Genomic DNA, 20,172 nt, shown 5'->3' with positions numbered 1-20,172 from the left:
ATGAAAGTACACATTATTGGAGGAGGAAACCTTGGGGTTTCTATTGCCTTGGGAATTGCTAAATTCTCGAAAAACAACCAAGTTACTGTCACAAGAAGAAACACAGGAAGTATTCAGTATTTATCTGAATATGGAATTACAGTTTCAAATGATAATAAACATAATATTCAGGAAGCAGATGTGGTAATTTTAACCATAAAACCGTATCAGGTTGATACTGTTTTGGCTGAAATTTTACCTGTCATTCAAAACAAAACAATAGCTTCTGCTGTTAGTGGATTGTCTTTGGAAGTGCTTCAAACCAAAACAAATTACGAATATCCGGTAGTTCGCATTATGCCAAATATTGCGGCTCAGTTTGGAGAATCGGCAACTTGTATTTCTTTCCCAGAAAAATATGCGGCAAACGCTACGCCAATTGTTGATTTATTCCAAGATTTAGGAACTGCTCCTGTAATCGACGAAAAGTTAATGGATGCGGCGACAGTTTTAGGCGCGTGCGGAACAGCGTATGCATTGCGTTATATTCGTGCGTCTATGCAAGCAGGAATCGAAATCGGTTTTGATTCTAACACCGCTTTAGCAATTGCAGCACAAACTGTAAAAGGAGCTGCGAAAATGCTTTTAGAAGAACGAGTACATCCAGAACAATTAATCGACCGCGTAACAACGCCTCAAGGCTGTACAATTGTGGGTTTAAATGAAATGGAGCACAATGGTTTCAGTTCGTCATTAATTAAAGGAATCAAGACTTCTTTGAAACAAATCAAAGGATAGGTTTAAAGAAATTCCAATATTTTAAAATTCCAAATTCCAATTTATTAGTGGAATTTGGAATTTTTGTTTTTTAGTTAAGTGCTATTTGTCATCCTGAGGAACGAAGGATCACACTTGAGATTCCGCAAAGATTGGCGATTTAGATTGTAGAATTTCTGGTGTGATCCTTCGTTCCTCAGGATGACAACCTGAATTACTTTTTAATTAGCTGAATATACTTCAATCCGCATTCCGAAATCTTTGTGTAATAATTCATTGCATTGCCGTAATTCTGAATTGTCAACGTATCTTTTACATACAAAGCATCAATTCCAATCGGGATTTCTAGTTCTTTTTCGGGAATTGAATCATTTTCGTCCTCATTGCTAATGTCGCCTTCGTATTCATCCCATTGAATTCCTTCTAAAGTAATATAGTTTTCACCCGAACTGCTTTTTGAATACTTTGCTTTTCCTTTTAAAGTTCTAAGATTGGATTTGAAAACATATTGATAATCATTTTTGATTTTTGAAATTATTATCGAAAGATCACATCCGTCAGCTTTATAAGTTCCTTCAATTTCATCTTTTGAATTGTTTACTGCTGAAATAGCTTCATTTTTTGCATTTTCGGTAACAGCAACAGTTTCTGTTTTTTGATTGCAAGAACTCAAAATCAGGTAAAAAGACAATATAAGGATTAGGATTTTATTCATAAATCGAGCAAATTACTATGCTTTTTATTCAAAACATACTTTAAGAATATAAATCCTAAAAGTCCGGCTAAGAAAGAGGCGATAAGAATAGCGATTTTTGAGAAAACAATTACTTCCGGATTTTTAAAAGCCAGAACAGTAATAAAAATGGACATCGTAAAACCTATTCCGCCCAACATTCCTGCGCCCAAAATATGCGACCATTTTAAATTTTTTGGAAGCATGCATAGGCCAGAAGTAACACCAACAGAAGAAAACAGTAATATTCCGAGCGGTTTTCCAACTACAAGGCCAAGAATAATTCCGTACGTGTTGGAGTGGTTTAAACCTTCATGCCAGTTTGATTCGATGGTTAAAGCAGTATTTGCAACAGCGAATAGAGGCAAAATAAAAAAAGCGACGGGCTGATGTAGAAAATGCTGTAACTTGTACGAAGAAGTTTTTTCGCCACCATCGCCAAACGGAATAACAAATGCTAGAATAACTCCAGTTATTGTCGCATGAACTCCCGAATTCAGCATAAAATACCACATAATAACGCCACCAACGAGATATGGAATAAGATTATGAATTTTCATTCGATTCAAAACAAACAAGATAATCCAGATTCCTAGCGCAATGCCGAGATTTAGAAAAGAGATCGAAGTGGTGTAAAATATCGCAATGACAATAATCGCTCCTAAATCGTCAATTACGGCTAAAGCAGTTAAGAAGACTTTTAAAGAAGTGGGAACTCTATTTCCAAGAAGTGATAAAATACCAATTGCAAAAGCGATATCGGTCGCCATCGGAATTCCGGCGCCGTTTTGCGTTGTAGTTCCATAATTTAAAACAAGAAAAATGGCAGCAGGAACTAACATTCCGCCAAATGCGGCCATTATTGGTAATGAAGCATTTTTAAAATTAGATAATTCTCCGTGGTAAATTTCGCGTTCCAATTCTAATCCTATTAAAAGGAAGAAGATTGTCATTAATCCATCGTTAATCCAATCGGTTATGGTGTGTCCTGCAATTTCTTTTTCCCAAAATGCAACATAAGGAACATGAAAAGATGAGTTAGCAAGAAAAAGTGATAAAAGCGTGACAAAGAGCAAGATAATTCCTCCTGATTTTTCGTTTTCAAAAAAGGCTTTAAAAGTCTTGGTTAGTTTCATTTGGGAAGATTTTCTGAAGATTTATGACAGATCTTTGTCATTCTAATACTTTCAAAGTTAAAAAAAAAATCGTGCAATAAAAAGAGATTTGCCATGAAGGCACACAGGCACAAATTTTTTTGTTTTTTAGCTGTTAGAGTTTCTTGTTTCCGACTTTGCTTCTTTGCGAGATTAAAACATAGCGCTTGAAATGAAATCTTAAACATTTCCCGTATTTTTGTATTAATAAAAATTCAACACAAAATGAGTATAAAAATTCTTCATATTGACAGCAATAATCCAATTCTTTGGAATCAATTGGAAGAGGCTGGTTTCGAAAATCACGCTGATTTCAAATCTTCAAAAGAAGAAATCGAAGCAAAAATTCAAGACTATAACGGAATCGTAATTCGAAGCCGATTCAAGATTGATAAGACTTTTTTAGATGCTGCAACAAAGTTGCAATTTATTGCAAGAGTTGGCGCAGGTCTGGAAAGTATTGATTGTGAGTATGCTTCCTCGAAAGGAATTCATCTCATTGCGGCTCCAGAAGGAAATCGCAACGCTGTTGCAGAACATTCACTTGGTGTAATTTTATCCTTATTCAACAATTTGAATCAGGCCGACGCCGAAGTAAAAGCGGGACAATGGAATCGTGAAAGCAACCGCGGACATGAATTGGATTTGAAAACAGTCGGAATTATCGGTTACGGAAATATGGGCAAAGCTTTCGCTAAAAAGTTGAGAGGTTTTGATGTAGAGGTTTTATGTTATGATATTTTGGATAATGTTGGAGACGAAAATGCCAAACAAGTTTCTCTTGAAGAATTACGCGAAAAAACAGACGTTTTAAGTCTTCACCTTCCTTGGACACCAGAAACGGATAAAATGGTCGATGAAAGCTTTATAAATGCATTTAAAAAGCCATTCTGGATCATAAATACTTCTCGTGGTAAAAATATAGTGACTGCCGATTTGGTTGAAGCGATGAAAGCAAAGAAAATATTTGGCGCTGGTTTGGATGTTTTGGAATATGAGAAACTATCTTTTGAAACGCTTTTTCAAGAAAACAATACCCCAGAAGCTCTTCAATATCTGATGGAATCAAAAAATGTTTTACTTACGCCCCACATCGCAGGATGGACTTTTGAAAGCCATGAGCGTTTGGCGCAAGTAATTGTAGATAAGATAAAAGCGATTTATAACGTTTAGATTGTTGCAAAGATTTAAAGTAGAAGATCTTTTCTTTTTTAATTATAGGGCAGACTAGTTTTGTATGTTAATTTTTAATAATATTGTTTCGGTTTTTTTAACAATTTTTTTGGATTGTTAAATCAAAACTCCCCCAAAAACAAGAAACATAACCTATAAATTTTAAAACCTTATGATTATTTACGGAAGAAAAACAGTTCAAAGTACTATTAAATCTGGAAAATTTGAATGCCCGAATTGCAGAAGACAAGAAAGTTATCAATTAAAAAACTATCAACTTTATTTTCATATTTTCTTTATTCCATTGCTTAAAATTAGAGAACTGGGCGATGAATTAAACTGTTTCTTTTGTAACTCAACTTACGTTCCTGGATCTGTATTGTCATCGCATGAGTATGATACAAGAAATAGATTAGGAAATACGTCGCAAGAAGAAAATCATGCCATTGGCCTTGTTCCTTGCGATTTTGGAAAAAGGATAGGAGCTTTTATTTTGGATGTAGTAATAATCTACGCTGTAAATATTGCTCTTGCGTTTATTGCGCCTGAAGCAACTTTGTTTGTTATTTTGTTTGCCTTTATTTATTTTATTGCCTGCGATCTTTTATTGAAAGGTTCTTCGTTAGGGAAATTAGCTTTGTCTATCAAAGCTGTTGATTATGAACAAAATGGAGATATTCTTGCATTTAATGTTATTTTGAGAAATTTAATTAAAGGTATGTGTGCTGTTTTTCCGTTTATCTATTTGACATCATTGTTGAATGACGATAAAAGAGCCCTTCATGATTTAGCTGCCAGAACAATGGTTGTTGACAAATAAAAGTAGATTTGTTTGCGCGGATTGAATCTGAAGTTTAACGATTTGTAAAACTGTATTATTAACTATAAAGGGAATAAAAATGGAAAATACAAAAAGAGAAGATTGGAATAATCCGCGGTACGATCAGGAAAATAAAAAAATAATTGCCGGAATTTTGGCTATTTTACTTGGGTATTTAGGAATTCATAAATTCTATCTAGGTTATACCAAAGAAGGTTTAATTCAAATACTTCTAACGGCGGCTTTAGGAATAGGAGCCTTGATAGGAATAATTGAAGGAATTATTTACCTCACAAAATCAGATCGCGAATTTTACGAAACCTATCAGGTTGGTTACAAAGGCTGGTTTTGACAAACATAAAAAAAAGTCCCATTCATTTCTGAATGGGACTTTTTTTATGTTTAAAGATTTTGCTTTTTTATAATGAAAATTAGTCGGCATTTGCAAATGGAGCTTTTGTGTTTTTTAAATAAAATTCGTTACTTGAGTAAAGTTTAAATCTAAAAATATTAATCATAAAATTATGGGATTATTTAGTAGAAACAATAATAAGATTGAAAAACCAGAAGTTGTTCTTGAAGTTAGAAGCCCTAGTTGTCCATTAACAGCAATTGTAGAACAAGATAACAGGACGGCTTATTTTTATTTGTTTGGAGATAATGAAGATTTTGGTGTAAAAAGCTGTTGGATAAGAAATTTAACTGCTGCACCAGAAGAGATAGAGGTAAAATTGATGGAAAAAGGCGTTCCTCCTATGTTGACCAAAGAGTTTTGTAAATTTCCACAAGGACAGGAATTACTTAATGTTAAAGATCTTGAAATCGTCTGGCTGGAAGAAGGAGATGGAGCAGCATTATTGGAAAATGGAGAAATTTTGTGTGTAATTCCGAGTTGGGGAGGCAGTGGTGATTTTTATGGATATGCACGTGATTGTAAAGGAGAAGGACATTTTGCTTGGGAACTTTCAGCAGATAATGAAATGAACAAAAGGATTAAAGAAGCAATTTATTTTGCAAAAGCATGGGAGGAAGATGAGAATCCTTTTCAGTTATTACAACCAAAAATTTTGGATTATTATGATGAAGTATTTGGGAAAAGCGAAAAGTATTATGCAATAGATAATTCAGAATGGCCTCCGAAAGGTTTGTATGTGTATGAAGGTCCAGAAAAGATTGTTTTTGCTACCGTAGCAGTATCATTGCGATCGCAGCCCAAAATCGAAATGTATTTTGAAAATCCTGACGAAATAAATAGAATTGAACTTGGAATTATTTTGAAATCAGGATTAACCAACGAGCAAATCAATAGTGTGGCAAGTTTTGTAAGCGGCACTACAGCAATACCGTGGGATTATATCACTTTTTTGGCAGAAGGACATACTGTTGAATTTCAAGCCGCTGTTAGCGAAAAATTCAAGTATGCGGTTCTTACTAATAAATTAAAAGTCTTGCCTAAAATGAGTGTGCCAACTTTAGGAAATTCAAAAACCAATTTCTTGTGGATTGTACCTGTTTCAAATGCAGAATGGCAAGTAATGAAAGAATCTGGTTCGCAATTTGTATTGGATAAACTGGACAGCATTGGCGAAGAAATATTCAATTTAGAAAGGGAAGAAGTGGTTTAAGAACACTATAAAAAAGAAAAACTCATAAGTGTAGACTTATGAGTTTTTTATTGTATGATGATATAGTTTAATCTTCTTTCTCAGACAATTTCTTTTCCAGTTCGATCTGAAACTCTTCGATAACAGGTTTCATGGTGCTTTCTGGAATATCTGCAATTCTAATGTACATTAAACCATCAATAGCATTGTTGAAAAGAGGATCGACGTTGAACGCCACAACTCTTGCATTTTGTTTGATGTATTTTTTAATTAAAACAGGCAAACGTAAGTTTCCTGGTTCTAATTCGTCAATGATTTTATCAAATTTATTCAAATCCGATTCTGCTTCGTCGAAGATGAAATCTTTGTCTGCGTCTTTCAGTTTAACTTTATATGCTTTTTTCGGGTGAATGTACTGTGCAATATAAGGATCGTAATAGTTTGATTTCATAAACTCAATCATCAATGATTTAGAGAAATCTGAAAACTGATTGCTGATACTTACACCACCAACTAAATATTTATGCTCCGGATGGCGCAAAGTAGTATGAATAATACCTTTCCATAATAAGAACAAAGGCATTGGCTTTTGCTGATATTCTTTTACAATAAACGCACGACCCATTTCGATCGATTTGTGCATCATATCATGAAGTTCTGGTTCAAATCTGAAAAGATCCGTTAAATAGAAACCTTCAATTCCGTATTTTGGATAAATTTCAGAACCTAATCCCATACGGTATGCTCCAGCGATTTTCTTGGTTTCGTCATCCCATAAGAACATATGGTGATAATATTGATCGTATTCGTCTAAGTCAATAGATTCGTTCGTTCCTTCACCAACTTCACGGAAAGTGATTTCGCGTAAACGGCCAATTTCATGTAAAATATTCGGAATTTCTTTTGCACTAGCAAAGAAAACTTCATAATTCTTACTTTGTAAAAATCTGCTGTCACTGTTTCTTAAGGCCTGAACTTCATCAATTAATTTTGATTCATTTGCTGCAGTAGCAATTTTCTTTGGCGCTTTTGTGATTTTAAGACTTGCCGTTGCTGTATCGATCAGTTTCGTGTCCTTTTCAAAAGGATTAGCCAACATATAGGTTTTCTTTCTTAAGAATTCTGAATATTCTTCAAAAGATTCGATTTCATTTTGCTCGTTAACAGAGATAGGTTTTCCAATACGAACTTTAATAACTCGGTCTTTCTGCGTTAAAAGTTCAGAAGGAAGTTTTGCGGTTCTTAAAGTATCATCGATTTTAGAAAGCCAATAGAATAATTTACTGTTTTTGGCGTGGAAATAAATTGGAACAACAGGAACTTTTGCTTTTCTGATTAATTTCAGTGCACCTTCTTCCCAAGGTTTATCGACAACTAATTTGCCATCTTTATAAGTAGAAACTTCACCTGCAGGAAAAATTCCTAAAGGTTTTCCGTCGCTCAAGTGGCGTAAAGTTTCTTTAATACCAATTACACTCGATTTTGCATCCTTATGATTTTCAAAAGGATTAACCGGCATAATGTATTTTTTCATCGGAACAATTCTGTGTAATAGGAAATTGGCAATGATTTTGAAATTTGGCTCTCTTTCAAGCATTAATTTCAAAAGTAAAATTCCGTCAATTCCTCCAAGCGGATGATTTGAAATAGTAATATAGGCACCATCTTTTGGCAGACGTTTTAAATCTTCTTCAGGTATTTCAAATTTGATTTCCATCTCATCCAAAATTCCATTCAAAAAAGCAAGGTCTTCCAAATGTTTATTACGATCGTAAATTTTATTAAGGGTTGAGATCTTAAGAACCTTCATAAGAATCCAGCCAGAAAACGTACCGAAAACTCCGTACTTTTCAACATTTATTGCCTTTGCAACTTCTTTCGCGGTAACTAAACCCATGTACTACTTTTAATTTATTAGAACAGCGAGCAAAGATAACAAAAAAGTCTACTTTTCATTGTTTCCAAGACAAACTTTGCACTTTTTTATTACATTTGAAATCCTAAAAAAATCACTGATGAAAATTATTTCTTATAATGTAAACGGAATTAGAGCAGCAATAAACAAAGGTTTTATTGAGTGGCTAAAGCAAGCAAATCCTGATGTAATATGTCTTCAGGAAATAAAAGCAATACAAGATCAAATTCCAGTTGATGATATAACAGCGGCGGGTTATCCGTTTCAGTATTACTATCCTGCAACCAAAAAAGGGTACAGCGGCGTGGCTATTCTTTCTAAAACAAAACCCAATAATATTGTTTTTGGAACAGGTATTCATCACATGGATTTTGAAGGTAGAAATCTTCGTGCAGACTTTGACGATGTTTCTGTTATGAGCTTGTATCTTCCGTCGGGAACAAACATCGAAAGATTGGATCATAAATTTATGTTTATGGATGATTTTCAAAATTATATTAATGAATTAAAAGTTACGATTCCGAACTTGATCATTTGTGGTGATTATAACATCTGCCACGAAGCAATTGACATTCACGATCCGGTTCGTAACAAAACGGTTTCAGGATTTCTTCCGGCAGAACGTGCTTGGTTGGATGCTTTTATGAAATCTGGATTTATTGATAGTTTCCGTCATTTTAATAAAGAACCGCATCATTATTCTTGGTGGAGTTACCGTGCAGGGGCGAGAGGTAACAACAAAGGTTGGCGTATCGATTATAATTTAGTAAGTGACTCATTAGAAAGCAGATTAAAAAGAGCTGTTATACTACCAGATGCTATGCATTCAGATCATTGTCCGATTTTAGTCGAAATTGAGTAATCTTTGGTATTGTTCTTGTAAAGTAAAATGCAGTTTAAATTTCAAGTATGAGTTCAAGTTCTTGCTTTTGGAATTTAGAATTTAAAATTTGGAGTTTGATGAAAAATCAGATTTGTTAAACGCCCCGAAATAAAACCAATTAAAATGATGATTAAAAAAGTTTCCATCGGATTGCTGGCATTAGCCTTGTCCACAACGTCTTGTGTTTCTAAGAAAATTTATAATGATTTAGAAACGAAGTATTCAGATTTGAAGAAAGAAAATCGTTCTATAACTGATGAAAATGATAATTTAAAGAAAGCAAAAAATCAGTTAGAACTGGATCGCGATAAACTAACTAAAGATTTGGCGAGCACAAAAGATGACTTGGCAAAACAAAAAGCAGATCTTGCGGCGGAACAAAAGAAATATAAAGTGCTTCAAGATTCTTATAATGCATTAGAAAAAAACAGCAACGATGCGTTAGAGAAAAATTTGGCTAAAAACCGTGAATTGTTAGCACAATTAGAAGCAAAAGGAAAAGCTCTTGCAGACGAACAAGCTCGTTTGGACAAAACAGCAAATCGTTTGAAAGAATTGGAAGATATGATTGCTGCGAAAGAAGAAGCAATGCGTAAACTAAAAGAAACTTTATCTAAAGCATTAACTGGTTTTGAAGGTAAAGGTTTAACAGTGGAGCACAAAAACGGAAAAGTTTATGTTTCTATGGAAAACAAATTGCTTTTCAACTCAGGAAGCTGGGCTGTTGGAACAGAAGGTAAAAGAGCCGTTGTAGAACTTGGAAAAGTTTTAGGTGATAATCCAGATCTTTCTGTTTTAATCGAAGGACATACAGATGACGATCCGTATGCAGGTTCAGGACCAATTGCAAACAACTGGGATTTATCTACAAAAAGAGCAACAGCAATCGTGGCTATTTTGAGCGAAAACCCAAAAATCAATAAACAAAAATTAACAGCAGCAGGAAGAAGCGAATTTTCTCCTTTGGCAAGTAACGCAACTCCAGAAGGAAAAGCTAAAAACCGAAGAATCGAAATTATCTTGACGCCAAGATTAGATGAGATTGCTGAGATGTTAAATAGCATAAACTAAGGAACTATGGTTCTAAGGTGCAAAGGCTCAAAGGTTTTACTTTTGAGCCTTTTTTAATTTTCCAATTTCTAGAATTGTCATCCTGCAAGGTTTATAAAACCTTGTAGGTTTAGCTTTGTGTTTGAATCAAACTTACAATTACCTACAAGGTTTTGGAAACCTTGCAGGAAAGCATAAAAAACCTTGTACTTTTTTTAACCTTTCTCACATTTCGATTTGAAAAATCACTTTGTACCTTTGTCTCTTTGCAACTTTGAACCTAAAGAAAAAAATGAAATACACTACATTACCTAACACCGATATAAAAGTTAGTAAAATCTGTCTTGGAACGATGACTTTCGGACAGCAAAATACAGAAGCAGAAGGACACGGACAAATGGATTATGCTCTTGAAAGAGGTATAAATTTCTTCGATACAGCCGAAATGTATTCGGTTCCTGCGAGCGAGGCGACTTACGGAAGCACAGAAAAAATCATTGGAACTTGGTTTAAGAAATCAGGAAATCGTGAGAAGGTTATTTTAGCATCAAAAATCGCTGGTCCGAATCCGAATTTTGGATATATGCGCGAGAAACTGGATTTTTCTCCAGCAAGTATTAAATATGCGGTTGAAAATAGTTTGAAAAGACTGCAAACAGATTATATCGATTTGTATCAGATGCACTGGCCACAAAGAAAAACGAATAATTTTGGAACACGCGCTTTTCACGGACATGATGATGTTTGGGAAGATAATTTCAGAGAAATTCTAGAAACTTTCGACGGATTAATCAAAGAAGGGAAAATCAAACATATCGGGGTTTCTAATGAAAATGCTTGGGGAATGATGCGTTTGTTGGAGGAAAGCAAATACAACAATCTACCAAGAATCAAAACCGTTCAAAATCCGTATTCTTTATTGAACCGTTTGTTTGAAGTGAATTCTGCCGAAGTTTCAAAATATGAAAACGTTGGTTTGTTAGGTTATTCACCTTTGGCGTTCGGAGTTTTGACTGGAAAATTCTTAACAGGAGAAAGTCACCCGAAAGCGAGAGTTAACCTTTTTCCGCAATATACCCGTTACAAAAGCGACCAATGTACTCAGGCAACAAAATTGTATCTGGAAATCGCTAAAAAACATGGTTTAACACTAACCGAATTAGCAATGGGATTTGTTTTGCAGCAGCCATTCTTAACAAGTGCTATTATTGGTGCAACAACTATGAAGCAATTAAAAGAAAACGTCGATACAATTGATGTGGTTCTTTCTAAACAAATCTTGGCAGAAATTGATGCTGTTCAGGCTGTAATTCCTGATCCTGCACCTTAAAAATATACTTAACCGCAAAGGGCGCAAAGATTTACGCCAAGTTCGCAATGTTTTGATTAATAAAAAAGCACACAAAGATTTTCCTTTTTAGAGTAGAAAAATCTTTGTGTGCTTTGCGTAAATCTTTGCGAACTTTGCGGTTAAACTTTGCTCCAAATTATAAATCAAATTCATCATCAACTGCCAAAGAATCTGCTTTGATTGCTGTAGAATCTGGTACTTTAATTTTTATGAAAGAACGTGCATTTCCAGAAATGTAAACTGGTAATATACCTGTCGTATCTTCAGGAACTAAAAGCCCTCTTCTGAACATCAAATTCTTTAGGAATTTTTGGTTTTTAATGGCGTAATCCTTCAAATTGCCTTGATCATTAAACTGATACATGAATTTTCTTGGTTTCGGAATAATCGTTGCCAAGTATAAACATTCATCCACATTTAAAGCAGAAGGACTTTTTTGGAAATAGAAATGACTTGCTTCGCCAATTCCGTAAACGTTTGGCCCCCATTCGATAATGTTGAAATATACCTCCAGCATTCTTTCCTTGCTTACAATTCGGTTGTTTTCTAAAATGTAAACTAAAAGAATTTCTTCAAGCTTTCGCGAAAGCGTTTTTTCACGAGTCAAAAAGACATTCTTAATCAATTGCATACTAATTGTACTCGCGCCGCGAGAAAATTTCTTAGTTCTTATATTTTTAAGAATTGATTGTTTGAAAGCTTCATTGATAAATCCGCGATGTGAGAAGAAAGAAGGATCTTCTGTAGTTAAAACAGATTTTCTCAAATAAGGAGAAATTTGATCCAAAGGCGTGTAATTCGGATTGGCATTTCCAACCAAAACAGGTCTTTGCAAAACATTCTGAATAATTGCTCGATATACAAATTCGCCGTTTAGCTTATTTAAATCGGCTTCTCCATATTTGGTAATTCGTAAATCTTCTTTGTTGAGTTTACTATCAAAAACAAGGGTATTGGGTTTGTTTTTATTGAATTTGAAATCCAATTTATAATCAAAATTTCCGGTTGCTTGCATTCCCTGAAAATGCGTAAATAATCCGTCAGGAAGCGAAACGATAAAATCTTGCGCTTTCATTTTCAGAATATCCACTTTCAAAGTATAAACCGTGTCTTTTTCAGTATCATAAGAAATATAAGGACGAACTTTTATTTTATTTAACTGCATTGTCGAAGTGCTGTCAATCGAAATAAAACTATCTCCTAGTAAAAAGCGGTAATCAAAACGGGCATTTTTAATGACTACATCTTTGCTGGCAATTTTCGGGTGATTGATGGTAAGATTGGCGATAGAAGTATAACCGTCAATATGCAATTCGCTACCACTTTTGTCAATGTTTTGAACATTCAACCGAATCGAATCAAAACTTGCTTTTAAGTTATAACGCTGATCTAAATAAGGAACACGAATGGCGCCTGTATCTAAATTGAAAAAACGAATATCGGCTTTTTTGTTTCTCGGATCAGCAAATCCTTTTATGTTCCAGCGCTGATCAAAATCTTTGGCTTGAACATGAAGATTGGTTTCTAATTGTTTGTTGTTTAAAACCAGTTTATCTACATCGACAGTTGTTAGTTTGTCATTATCGTTGATTTTGAATTTGAAGTTTTTCAAATCCATGTCGGTTGGAACCAAATTCAAAACTTTCGAAATAATTCTGTAGGCAAAAGCAGCGTATTTGCGTTTTTCGTTGGATTCTGTTTCTTCGCGATCTCTTTTTAGAAAAGCATCAAAATTTCTTTTTTTGCCTTTTTTTACTAGCTGAATGTAACCGTTGTCAATTTTTAAAGTTCCAACTTGAACATCTCCAATTAGTAAATTGCTTAGACTGATACTGGTTTCTACATTTTTAATTTTGCAGAGTGTATCAGCATTTATTGGAGCCAAAACCACATCTGTCAAATGGATGGTAGACAAACCATCAAATGTTGCCGATTTTACAGAGAAATTACTATTGTATTCGACAGCCATTTTATGAGTCACTTTGGCTATAGCCTGCTTTAAAAGAGAATCACGGAAATAGTAAAGTGCAATGCAAAGCAAAACCACTATTATTCCTAGTACTTTTAAGGCTTTGTATATTTTTTGTTTTGGAAAATTCATAAAGTCGATTTCATAAAGATTTTAGGATTGTTCGCAAAGAATGATAGTTTTCTAGCCACGAATTTCACTAATTTCCCGAATTATAACTGATGTGGTATTTATTTTGAAATGAACGTAAATTTAAAAATAAAATTCGTGTTTAATTTGTGAAATTTGTGGTGAAAAAAAATCAGCCGAAAAGAATACTGGCAACATCTTCAATTTTAGCAACCAATTCAATCTTAATTCCTGTGTTTTTTAAAGCAATTTTGTTGTATTTAGAAACAAATATAGTGTCGAAACCTAGTTTTTCAGCTTCTTGAATACGCTGATCCACACGATTTACAGGACGAATTTCTCCAGAAAGACCAACTTCGCCAGCAAAACAGAATCCTTTTCCGACTGGAATATCTTCGTTTGAAGATAAAATGGCAGCCACAACAGCCAGATCAATTGCAGGATCATCAACAGAAATTCCACCAGTAACATTCAAGAAAACATCTTTTGCGCCTAAACGGAATCCCGCTCTTTTTTCTAAAACAGCCAAAATCATATTCAGTCTTTTAGCATTGTAGCCTGTTGTGCTTCTTTGCGGTGTTCCGTAAACTGCGGTACTAACCAAAGATTGAATTTCAATCATTAGCGGACGCATGCCTTCGAGAGTTGTGGCAATTGCAGTTCCTGAAAGTTCTTCATCTTTATGAGAAATTAGAATTTCAGAAGGATTGTTCACTTCTCTTAATCCGCTTCCGAGCATTTCGTAGATTCCCAATTCTGCAGTCGATCCAAAACGGTTTTTCAGCGAACGCAAAATGCGATACACGTGATTTCTGTCACCTTCAAACTGTAAAACGGTATCAACCATATGTTCCAAAATTTTCGGACCAGCGATGTTTCCGTCTTTCGTGATATGTCCAATTAAAATAACTGGAATATTACTTTCTTTGGCAAATTTGATCAATTCTGCAGTTGTTTCTCTAATTTGGGAAATACTTCCTGCGGTCGATTCAATATAATCGGTATGCAAAGTCTGAATGGAGTCGATAATGACCACTTCTGGCTGAATCGTTTCAATCTGTTTGAAAATGTTCTGCGTTTTGGTTTCGGTTAGAATATAACAGTTTTCGCTGTTTGGCGTAATTCTTTCTGCACGCATTTTAATTTGTTTCTGACTTTCTTCTCCAGAAACATATAAAGTTTTATAAGGTAATTTTAAAGAGACTTGCAACAAAAGTGTACTTTTTCCGATGCCGGGTTCTCCACCCAAAAGTGTTAAAGATCCAGGAACTAGTCCGCCGCCTAAAACACGATTCAATTCGCTGTCGGTCGTATCCATACGGACTTCCTGAGCAGAATCAATTTCGTTTATTTTTAAAGGTCTCGGTGCTTTTCCAGTTGGAGCAGATTCACTTTTCCAGGCAACTTTATCCTGTTTTTGGATAATTTCTTCGGCAATCGTATTCCATTCTTTGCAGGCATTGCATTGACCTTGCCATTTGGCATATTGAGTTCCGCAGTTCTGACAAAAAAAGGAAGTTTTAACTTTTGACATTATTTATTTTTTTTTCGCAAGTGTATTCATTTCGTCGATTTTCTCATACATCATGTCTTTGTTCAAATCACCAATTGGCTCCATTTGAGAAGCATTTTGGTATTTTTTTGAAGCATGTTTCGGATCGCCTTGTTTTTCGTACATCAAACCTAATTCATATTCTCCCAACATGGCTTTTGGGTAATTTACATTTCCTATTTCGGCCATTTTTCCTAGTTCGCTGTAAGCATTTCTTTTTAAAATAAGATTTTCAACTACTTTAAAATCACTTATTCTAACTGGAATCTGAACTCCTAAAACTTCAGACATAGTTGCATATTTTTTTTCTAAATATTCTGCATAACCTTCTTGAAGAACCGCAATTTTGTCGTTGTATTCGGCAGAATTTATAGGTCGGTAAACTTCAAAAATCTGGTACAATGCACTTGGTATAGAGTGTAGAACTTCTGTGTAATGCGTTGCGCCTTTAAAAACATCATATTTATAATTCACTAACGGATTATTAGCGATTTTAATATTGCCGTTTAATTTATCTATTGGTTCTTTTATTTTCTTAATATCACCTTCTCCTGCTGAAAGGTAATAGAAAACCGGACTTTTTATTTTAGCAAACTTTTCAGCGATACGTACTTCCATTTTTGGCGCAAGTTCTGGGCTTAAGCAGATATAAGCATTGAAAAGTGGAACTTCTTTATACAAATAAAAATTAGCAAAACTAGCCGTCAAATCGTGACCTGCAATCATTCTGAAAGGAGAGGTACGATATTTTTTCTCGATGTACGGAACTAATTCTGCTCCGATGAATTCGAAGAATTTTGCTCCTTTTTCAAAAGGCAAACCTTCGTTTTGGTCTATTGTTGTGTCGTCAAAACGTTCTCCGTCTTTATTTTGATGAATTCCGATAATGATCATTTCCGGAATATCATCCCAATAATTACCATAACTTGCAGCTCCAGAAAAAGGATCAAACAAATAATCTCCGTCTAATAAATAAAGAACAGGGTATTTTTTGTCTTTGTTGGCTTCATAAGAAGCAGGAAGCCCGATGGTGATTCTTCGTTCTTCTCCGAGTTTTTCCGATTTAATGTTGTCGAATGTTTTTTGAGCAAACGACGAAAATGAAATAAAAAGAATTAGTAGGTAAACTTTTTTCATGATTTGTGGGGATTTCAGTGTATTAAAAAGTATTGAAAACAGGGTAGCAATATACTATTTTATTTGCTTCTTTATAAGTAGGTTTTTAAAATTGAAGCAAAGAAAATTATAACCTAAAAATATTTTGAGTTAGGCAAAAGAAGATTGTCTTGTGCAAAATTGACTTTTGACAAGGCAAGAAAATTCAATAAGAAAAAGAAAATCTTAGGTTAAAGAATTGTCATTTTCATTCGGGAAAATAATCCATGGTTTGAAGGTTTTAGCTTCTTCAAAATCCAAAGTAGCGTAAGAAATAATGATAATGATATCGTCTTTCTGTACTTTTCTTGCTGCAGGACCATTCAAAGTAATTTCGCCCGAATTTTTTTCACCTTTAATAGCGTAAGTTTCAAAACGCTCGCCATTATTAATGTTAACAATAGATACCTTTTCGCCTTCAATAATATTGGAAGCTTCGAGTAGAGTTTCATCAATAGTAATGCTGCCAATATAATTTAAATCGGCTCCGGTTACTTTAACACGATGAATTTTTGATTTTATAACTTGAATTTGCATGGTGCAAAGTTAGATTAATTTAATGAAATGGTGTCTATCAGTCTTATAGAATTAACAAATACTGCTATAAATGCACGGTATTTTTTGTCTTTCTCTTTTTGATCGATAGATAAAAGTGTTGATTCGTCAGCAATAACGAAATATTCCAATTCAAACTGTGGATTGTCTTTGAAAGAATTTTCTACAAATTCGATTGTTTCTTGCGGAGATTTGTTTTGAAAAATCTCTTTTGCTTCGGTTAAAGTCTTGTAAATGATAGAAGCTTCCTTTCTTTCTTCTGCTGTTAATCGTTCATTGCGCGAACTCATTGCCAGTTGGTTGTCTTCCCTAAAAATCGGACATCCAATAATATGTACTGGCAAGTTATTTTTCTCTACCAGTTTTTTTACAATTTGAAGTTGCTGAAAATCTTTTTCTCCAAAATAAGCATTTGTCGGCGTTACAATTTCAAATAACCTTTTTACAATGGTACCAACTCCGTTGAAATGACCTGGTCTGAATTTTCCTTCCATCTGATTTTCTAATCCGTCAAAATCAAATGTTTGTGAAACAGTATTTCCTTCGTAAATATCTTCGACAGAAGGTGCGTATAAAATGATTTTGTCACTTAATGTACGCATTTTCTTAACATCTTCTTCAAGGGTTCGAGGATATTTTGCTAAATCTTCCGGATTATTAAACTGAGTTGGATTGACAAAAATGCTTACGACCGTATCGTCGTTTTCTTTGATCGAACGCTGCATTAAAGCCAAATGTCCTTGGTGTAAAGCGCCCATTGTAGGTACAAATCCGATGGTTGAATTTGCAGTTTTGATAGTTTTTAAATAGGCTATCAAAGCGGCTTTACTGTAGAAAATATGCATTGAGGTATTATTAAAATTTAGTGCAAACATAATATATTAGTTATAAACTGCATAAAATTTTGTAATTTTGCGACGTTTTTATTACCAAAATTAAGTAAAATACTATTATGAAAGATAAGAGGATATTATATGTATCATCTGAAGTCGTGCCTTATTTGGCTGAAAATGAGGTTTCTTTAATGTCTTATGACGTTCCGAAAATGATTAATGACCAAGGGGGTCAGATAAGAATTTTCATGCCAAGATATGGGAATATCAATGAAAGAAGACATCAATTGCATGAAGTGATTAGACTTTCTGGAATGAATTTGGTAGTGAATGACTTAGATATGCCATTGATTATCAAAGTAGCATCAATTCCGAAAGAAAGAATTCAGGTTTACTTTATCGATAATGACGAATACTTTAAACGCAAAGCAACTTTCGCTGATGAAGAAGGTGTTTTGTATCCTGATAATGACGAAAGAGCAATTTTCTTTGCTAAAGGTGTTGTAGAAACAGTTAAAAAATTAAACTGGGTTCCGGATATTATTCATGTTCATGGATGGTTGGCTGCAATGCTTCCAATTTACATGAAACATTATTATAAGCATGAAGCCTTATTTTCTGAAACTAAAATCATAACGTCTGTTTATGGACAATCTTTTGATGAAAATTTAGATTTAGAAATGATTAATAAAGTCAAATTTGACGGTGTTCCTCATGATTCCGTATCAGATTTAGAAGTTCCAAATTATGAGAATGTTTTAAAAGCTAGTATTTTACATTCTGATGGAGTAATCATTGCGTCTGAAAATGTTTCTCCAAGTTTAACAAAATTTATAGAATCTTCAGGAAAACCTTTTTTACCTTTCGCCACGAAAGATGCATTTGCTGAAGCTTATACAAATTTCTATAGAACGTTTGGACTTTAAAATTTTAACTTATTATAAAAAATGATTAATACTTCTTTTATTAAGAAATTTCTTTTAGCTTTAACTGTAGTTTTTTTATATTCTTGCGATAAAGATTTTAATGCGATTGGTGATGGTTTGATTGTAGATGATCATTTTGGTCTTGAACCTGAAAATTACGACGTTTTAGCCTTTAATCAAGAAGTAACTCCTGTTCAGTCTAATCTAATGCCTATAAATGCTTTAGGTATTTATGATGACCCGCTTTTTGGAACTACAACTGCAAATTTTGTTACACAGGTATCGCTGGAAAGCTATTCTCCAACTATTGGAGAGTCTCCGGTTATTGAAAGCGCTGTTCTGACTATTCCATATTTTACTAAAAATAAAGTGACTGATGCAGAAGGAAATAGTACGTATGTTTTGGATTCAATTTATGGAGATAAAAACGGAAAGCTTGATTTAAAAGTTTATGATTCTGGTATTCAGATGAGGAATAGTTATTTTAGTGGTGGTTCTCAATTGCCTCAATTCTATTATACAGATCAGAATGCTGAGTTTTACGATAAAAAAGGAACCTTTTTGAATGATAGTTTAGCAAATCCAGCAGAAAATACGGCATTCTTTTTTGATCCTAAGGAGATTGTAACCAAAACACTAGATGCTGATAAAAAGGAAGTAATTACAAGAACAGCACCTCAAATGGTACTGCATCTTAATAAAGACTTTTTTCAACAGAAAATTTTAAATGCGCCTGCATCAAAGTTGGCTTCTGAGGATGTTTTTCTTGAATATTTTAGAGGATTGTATTTTAGTGTTGCGAGATCAGGATCAAGTCCGAGTAATTTGGCTCTTTTGAATTTTGTTGGAGGGAAAATTACTGTATATTATAAAGCTAAAACAGCTTCTACAACGGATGATCCTAATTTAACAGAGAGAAAATCACTTGTTTTGAATCTTAATATAGGTGGTACAACAGCTAGCAGTGCCAGTACAGCTAGTTTCCTTCAAAATGTTAGAAAACCCGATTATGAAGCGGCTATCACTACAAATGTGAATAAAACGGATGGCGATGAAAGACTTTATTTAAAAGGAGGTCAGGGATCTGTGGCTGTTATTCGTCTAAGCGGTTTTGGGTCGCAATTGGCAACAATCAGAGATAAAAACTGGAAAATTAATGAAGCAAATCTTGTTTTCTATATTGATGCTGATAAAATGGCCGGAGCTACTGAGCCAATGAGATTGTATCTATATAATTTAACAAATAATACAGTTTTAGCCGATTATTCGACTGAGGCGTATGGGGGAGCAATTACCAAAGGCACCGACAAAAGAGGAACGTATTATAAATTTAGAATTACAAATCATATTCGCAATCTTATCAAAGATGCAACAGCTGAAAATGTAGATTTAGGAATTTCTGTTTCCCAATCAAGTGGAACCGCTGCTGTGGCTTCAAATGTGTTGAAAGACAGAATTCAGCTTCAGGCAGATCCAGTCAAATATTTTTCTCAGGTACCAAGAGGATCTGTTATGAGCACTTTAGGTACAATCTTGTATGGAGGAAAAGCTTCCGCTGCAGATAAGAGATTGAAACTTGAAGTCTACTACACGAAACCAAATTAATAAATATAT

The 20,172-nt window shown here is 34.2% G+C and carries 18 protein-coding genes; 10 read left to right on the top strand and 8 right to left on the bottom strand.

The window, feature by feature from the left end; all coding sequences use genetic code 11:
* Positions 1–777, top strand: a complete 777-nt coding sequence (gene proC, locus K6T82_RS12715; protein WP_223706253.1) for a pyrroline-5-carboxylate reductase — start codon at positions 1–3, stop codon at positions 775–777.
* Between the two features lie 193 nt (positions 778–970).
* On the opposite strand, the gene K6T82_RS12710 is transcribed toward proC, so the two are convergent.
* Complete coding sequence (locus tag K6T82_RS12710; protein WP_223706252.1) at positions 971–1,471, bottom strand: hypothetical protein; 501 nt, start codon at positions 1,469–1,471, stop codon at positions 971–973.
* Positions 1,468–2,625: a Na+/H+ antiporter NhaA gene (nhaA, locus tag K6T82_RS12705; RefSeq protein WP_223706251.1), complete on the bottom strand. Its 1,158-nt coding sequence runs from the start codon at positions 2,623–2,625 to the stop codon at positions 1,468–1,470. Before nhaA ends, K6T82_RS12710 begins: the two co-directional genes overlap by 4 nt.
* A 243-nt stretch (positions 2,626–2,868) precedes the next feature.
* On the opposite strand from nhaA, the gene K6T82_RS12700 reads away from it, so the two are divergent.
* The 4 genes from K6T82_RS12700 to K6T82_RS12685 all read left to right on the top strand — a co-directional run bounded on the left by K6T82_RS12700 (position 2,869) and on the right by K6T82_RS12685 (position 6,261).
* Positions 2,869–3,816 carry a 2-hydroxyacid dehydrogenase gene (locus K6T82_RS12700; protein ID WP_223706250.1) on the top strand — a complete coding sequence of 316 codons (948 nt, stop codon included), beginning with the start codon at positions 2,869–2,871 and terminating at the stop codon, positions 3,814–3,816.
* A 172-nt stretch (positions 3,817–3,988) separates the two neighbouring features.
* Positions 3,989–4,636: an RDD family protein gene (locus tag K6T82_RS12695; RefSeq protein WP_223706249.1), complete on the top strand. Its 648-nt coding sequence runs from the start codon at positions 3,989–3,991 to the stop codon at positions 4,634–4,636.
* Between the two features lie 79 nt (positions 4,637–4,715).
* The gene (locus K6T82_RS12690) at positions 4,716–4,988 is read left to right on the top strand and encodes a TM2 domain-containing protein (RefSeq protein WP_223706248.1); all 273 of its coding nucleotides are present in this window, start codon (positions 4,716–4,718) and stop codon (positions 4,986–4,988) included.
* A 172-nt stretch (positions 4,989–5,160) separates the two neighbouring features.
* Complete coding sequence (locus K6T82_RS12685) at positions 5,161–6,261, top strand: suppressor of fused domain protein (RefSeq protein WP_223706247.1); 1,101 nt, start codon at positions 5,161–5,163, stop codon at positions 6,259–6,261.
* A gap of 67 nt (positions 6,262–6,328) precedes the next feature.
* On the opposite strand, the gene K6T82_RS12680 is transcribed toward K6T82_RS12685, so the two are convergent.
* Entirely contained in the window at positions 6,329–8,137 is a 1,809-nt protein-coding gene (locus tag K6T82_RS12680; protein WP_223706246.1) for a GNAT family N-acyltransferase, read from the bottom strand.
* A gap of 118 nt (positions 8,138–8,255) precedes the next feature.
* On the opposite strand from K6T82_RS12680, the gene K6T82_RS12675 reads away from it, so the two are divergent.
* The 3 genes from K6T82_RS12675 to K6T82_RS12665 all read left to right on the top strand — a co-directional run bounded on the left by K6T82_RS12675 (position 8,256) and on the right by K6T82_RS12665 (position 11,418).
* On the top strand, positions 8,256–9,017 hold the full coding sequence (locus tag K6T82_RS12675; RefSeq protein WP_223706245.1) for an exodeoxyribonuclease III: 762 nt from the start codon (positions 8,256–8,258) through the stop codon (positions 9,015–9,017).
* Positions 9,018–9,164: 147 nt separating this feature from the next.
* Positions 9,165–10,109: an OmpA family protein gene (locus K6T82_RS12670; RefSeq protein WP_223707091.1), complete on the top strand. Its 945-nt coding sequence runs from the start codon at positions 9,165–9,167 to the stop codon at positions 10,107–10,109.
* Positions 10,110–10,380: 271 nt separating this feature from the next.
* Entirely contained in the window at positions 10,381–11,418 is a 1,038-nt protein-coding gene (locus K6T82_RS12665) for an aldo/keto reductase (RefSeq protein WP_223706244.1), read from the top strand.
* Positions 11,419–11,575: 157 nt separating this feature from the next.
* Here K6T82_RS12665 and K6T82_RS12660 read toward each other — a convergent pair whose 3' ends face one another.
* The 5 genes from K6T82_RS12660 to panC form a co-directional block, all read right to left on the bottom strand.
* Positions 11,576–13,540: a transglycosylase domain-containing protein gene (locus tag K6T82_RS12660; protein WP_223706243.1), complete on the bottom strand. Its 1,965-nt coding sequence runs from the start codon at positions 13,538–13,540 to the stop codon at positions 11,576–11,578.
* 169 nt (positions 13,541–13,709) lie between these two features.
* Positions 13,710–15,071, bottom strand: coding sequence for a DNA repair protein RadA (radA, locus tag K6T82_RS12655; RefSeq protein ID WP_223706242.1), 1,362 nt, complete (start codon positions 15,069–15,071; stop codon positions 13,710–13,712).
* 3 nt (positions 15,072–15,074) lie between these two features.
* The gene (locus tag K6T82_RS12650; protein ID WP_223706241.1) at positions 15,075–16,226 is read right to left on the bottom strand and encodes an alpha/beta hydrolase; all 1,152 of its coding nucleotides are present in this window, start codon (positions 16,224–16,226) and stop codon (positions 15,075–15,077) included.
* A gap of 204 nt (positions 16,227–16,430) precedes the next feature.
* A complete protein-coding gene (gene panD, locus K6T82_RS12645; protein WP_008465481.1) occupies positions 16,431–16,781 on the bottom strand; it encodes an aspartate 1-decarboxylase in 351 nt (116 codons plus the stop codon).
* Positions 16,782–16,795: 14 nt separating this feature from the next.
* Positions 16,796–17,674, bottom strand: coding sequence for a pantoate--beta-alanine ligase (gene panC, locus K6T82_RS12640; RefSeq protein WP_223706240.1), 879 nt, complete (start codon positions 17,672–17,674; stop codon positions 16,796–16,798).
* A gap of 77 nt (positions 17,675–17,751) precedes the next feature.
* Here panC and K6T82_RS12635 point away from each other — a divergent pair, with 77 nt between their 5' ends.
* Together K6T82_RS12635 and K6T82_RS12630 are read left to right on the top strand one after the other, a co-directional pair.
* The gene (locus tag K6T82_RS12635; RefSeq protein WP_223706239.1) at positions 17,752–18,558 is read left to right on the top strand and encodes a glycogen/starch synthase; all 807 of its coding nucleotides are present in this window, start codon (positions 17,752–17,754) and stop codon (positions 18,556–18,558) included.
* 21 nt (positions 18,559–18,579) lie between these two features.
* Positions 18,580–20,163 (top strand): BamH family beta-barrel-assembly machinery protein, encoded by a 1,584-nt coding sequence (locus K6T82_RS12630; RefSeq protein WP_223706238.1) that lies wholly within the window; start codon positions 18,580–18,582, stop codon positions 20,161–20,163.
* Positions 20,164–20,172: the final 9 nt, after the last annotated feature.

It is taken from the genome of Flavobacterium potami (genome assembly GCF_020026915.1).
Taxonomy (GTDB): Bacteria; Bacteroidota; Bacteroidia; order Flavobacteriales; family Flavobacteriaceae; genus Flavobacterium; species Flavobacterium potami.
This window is presented reverse-complemented; position numbering and strand designations above follow the sequence as displayed.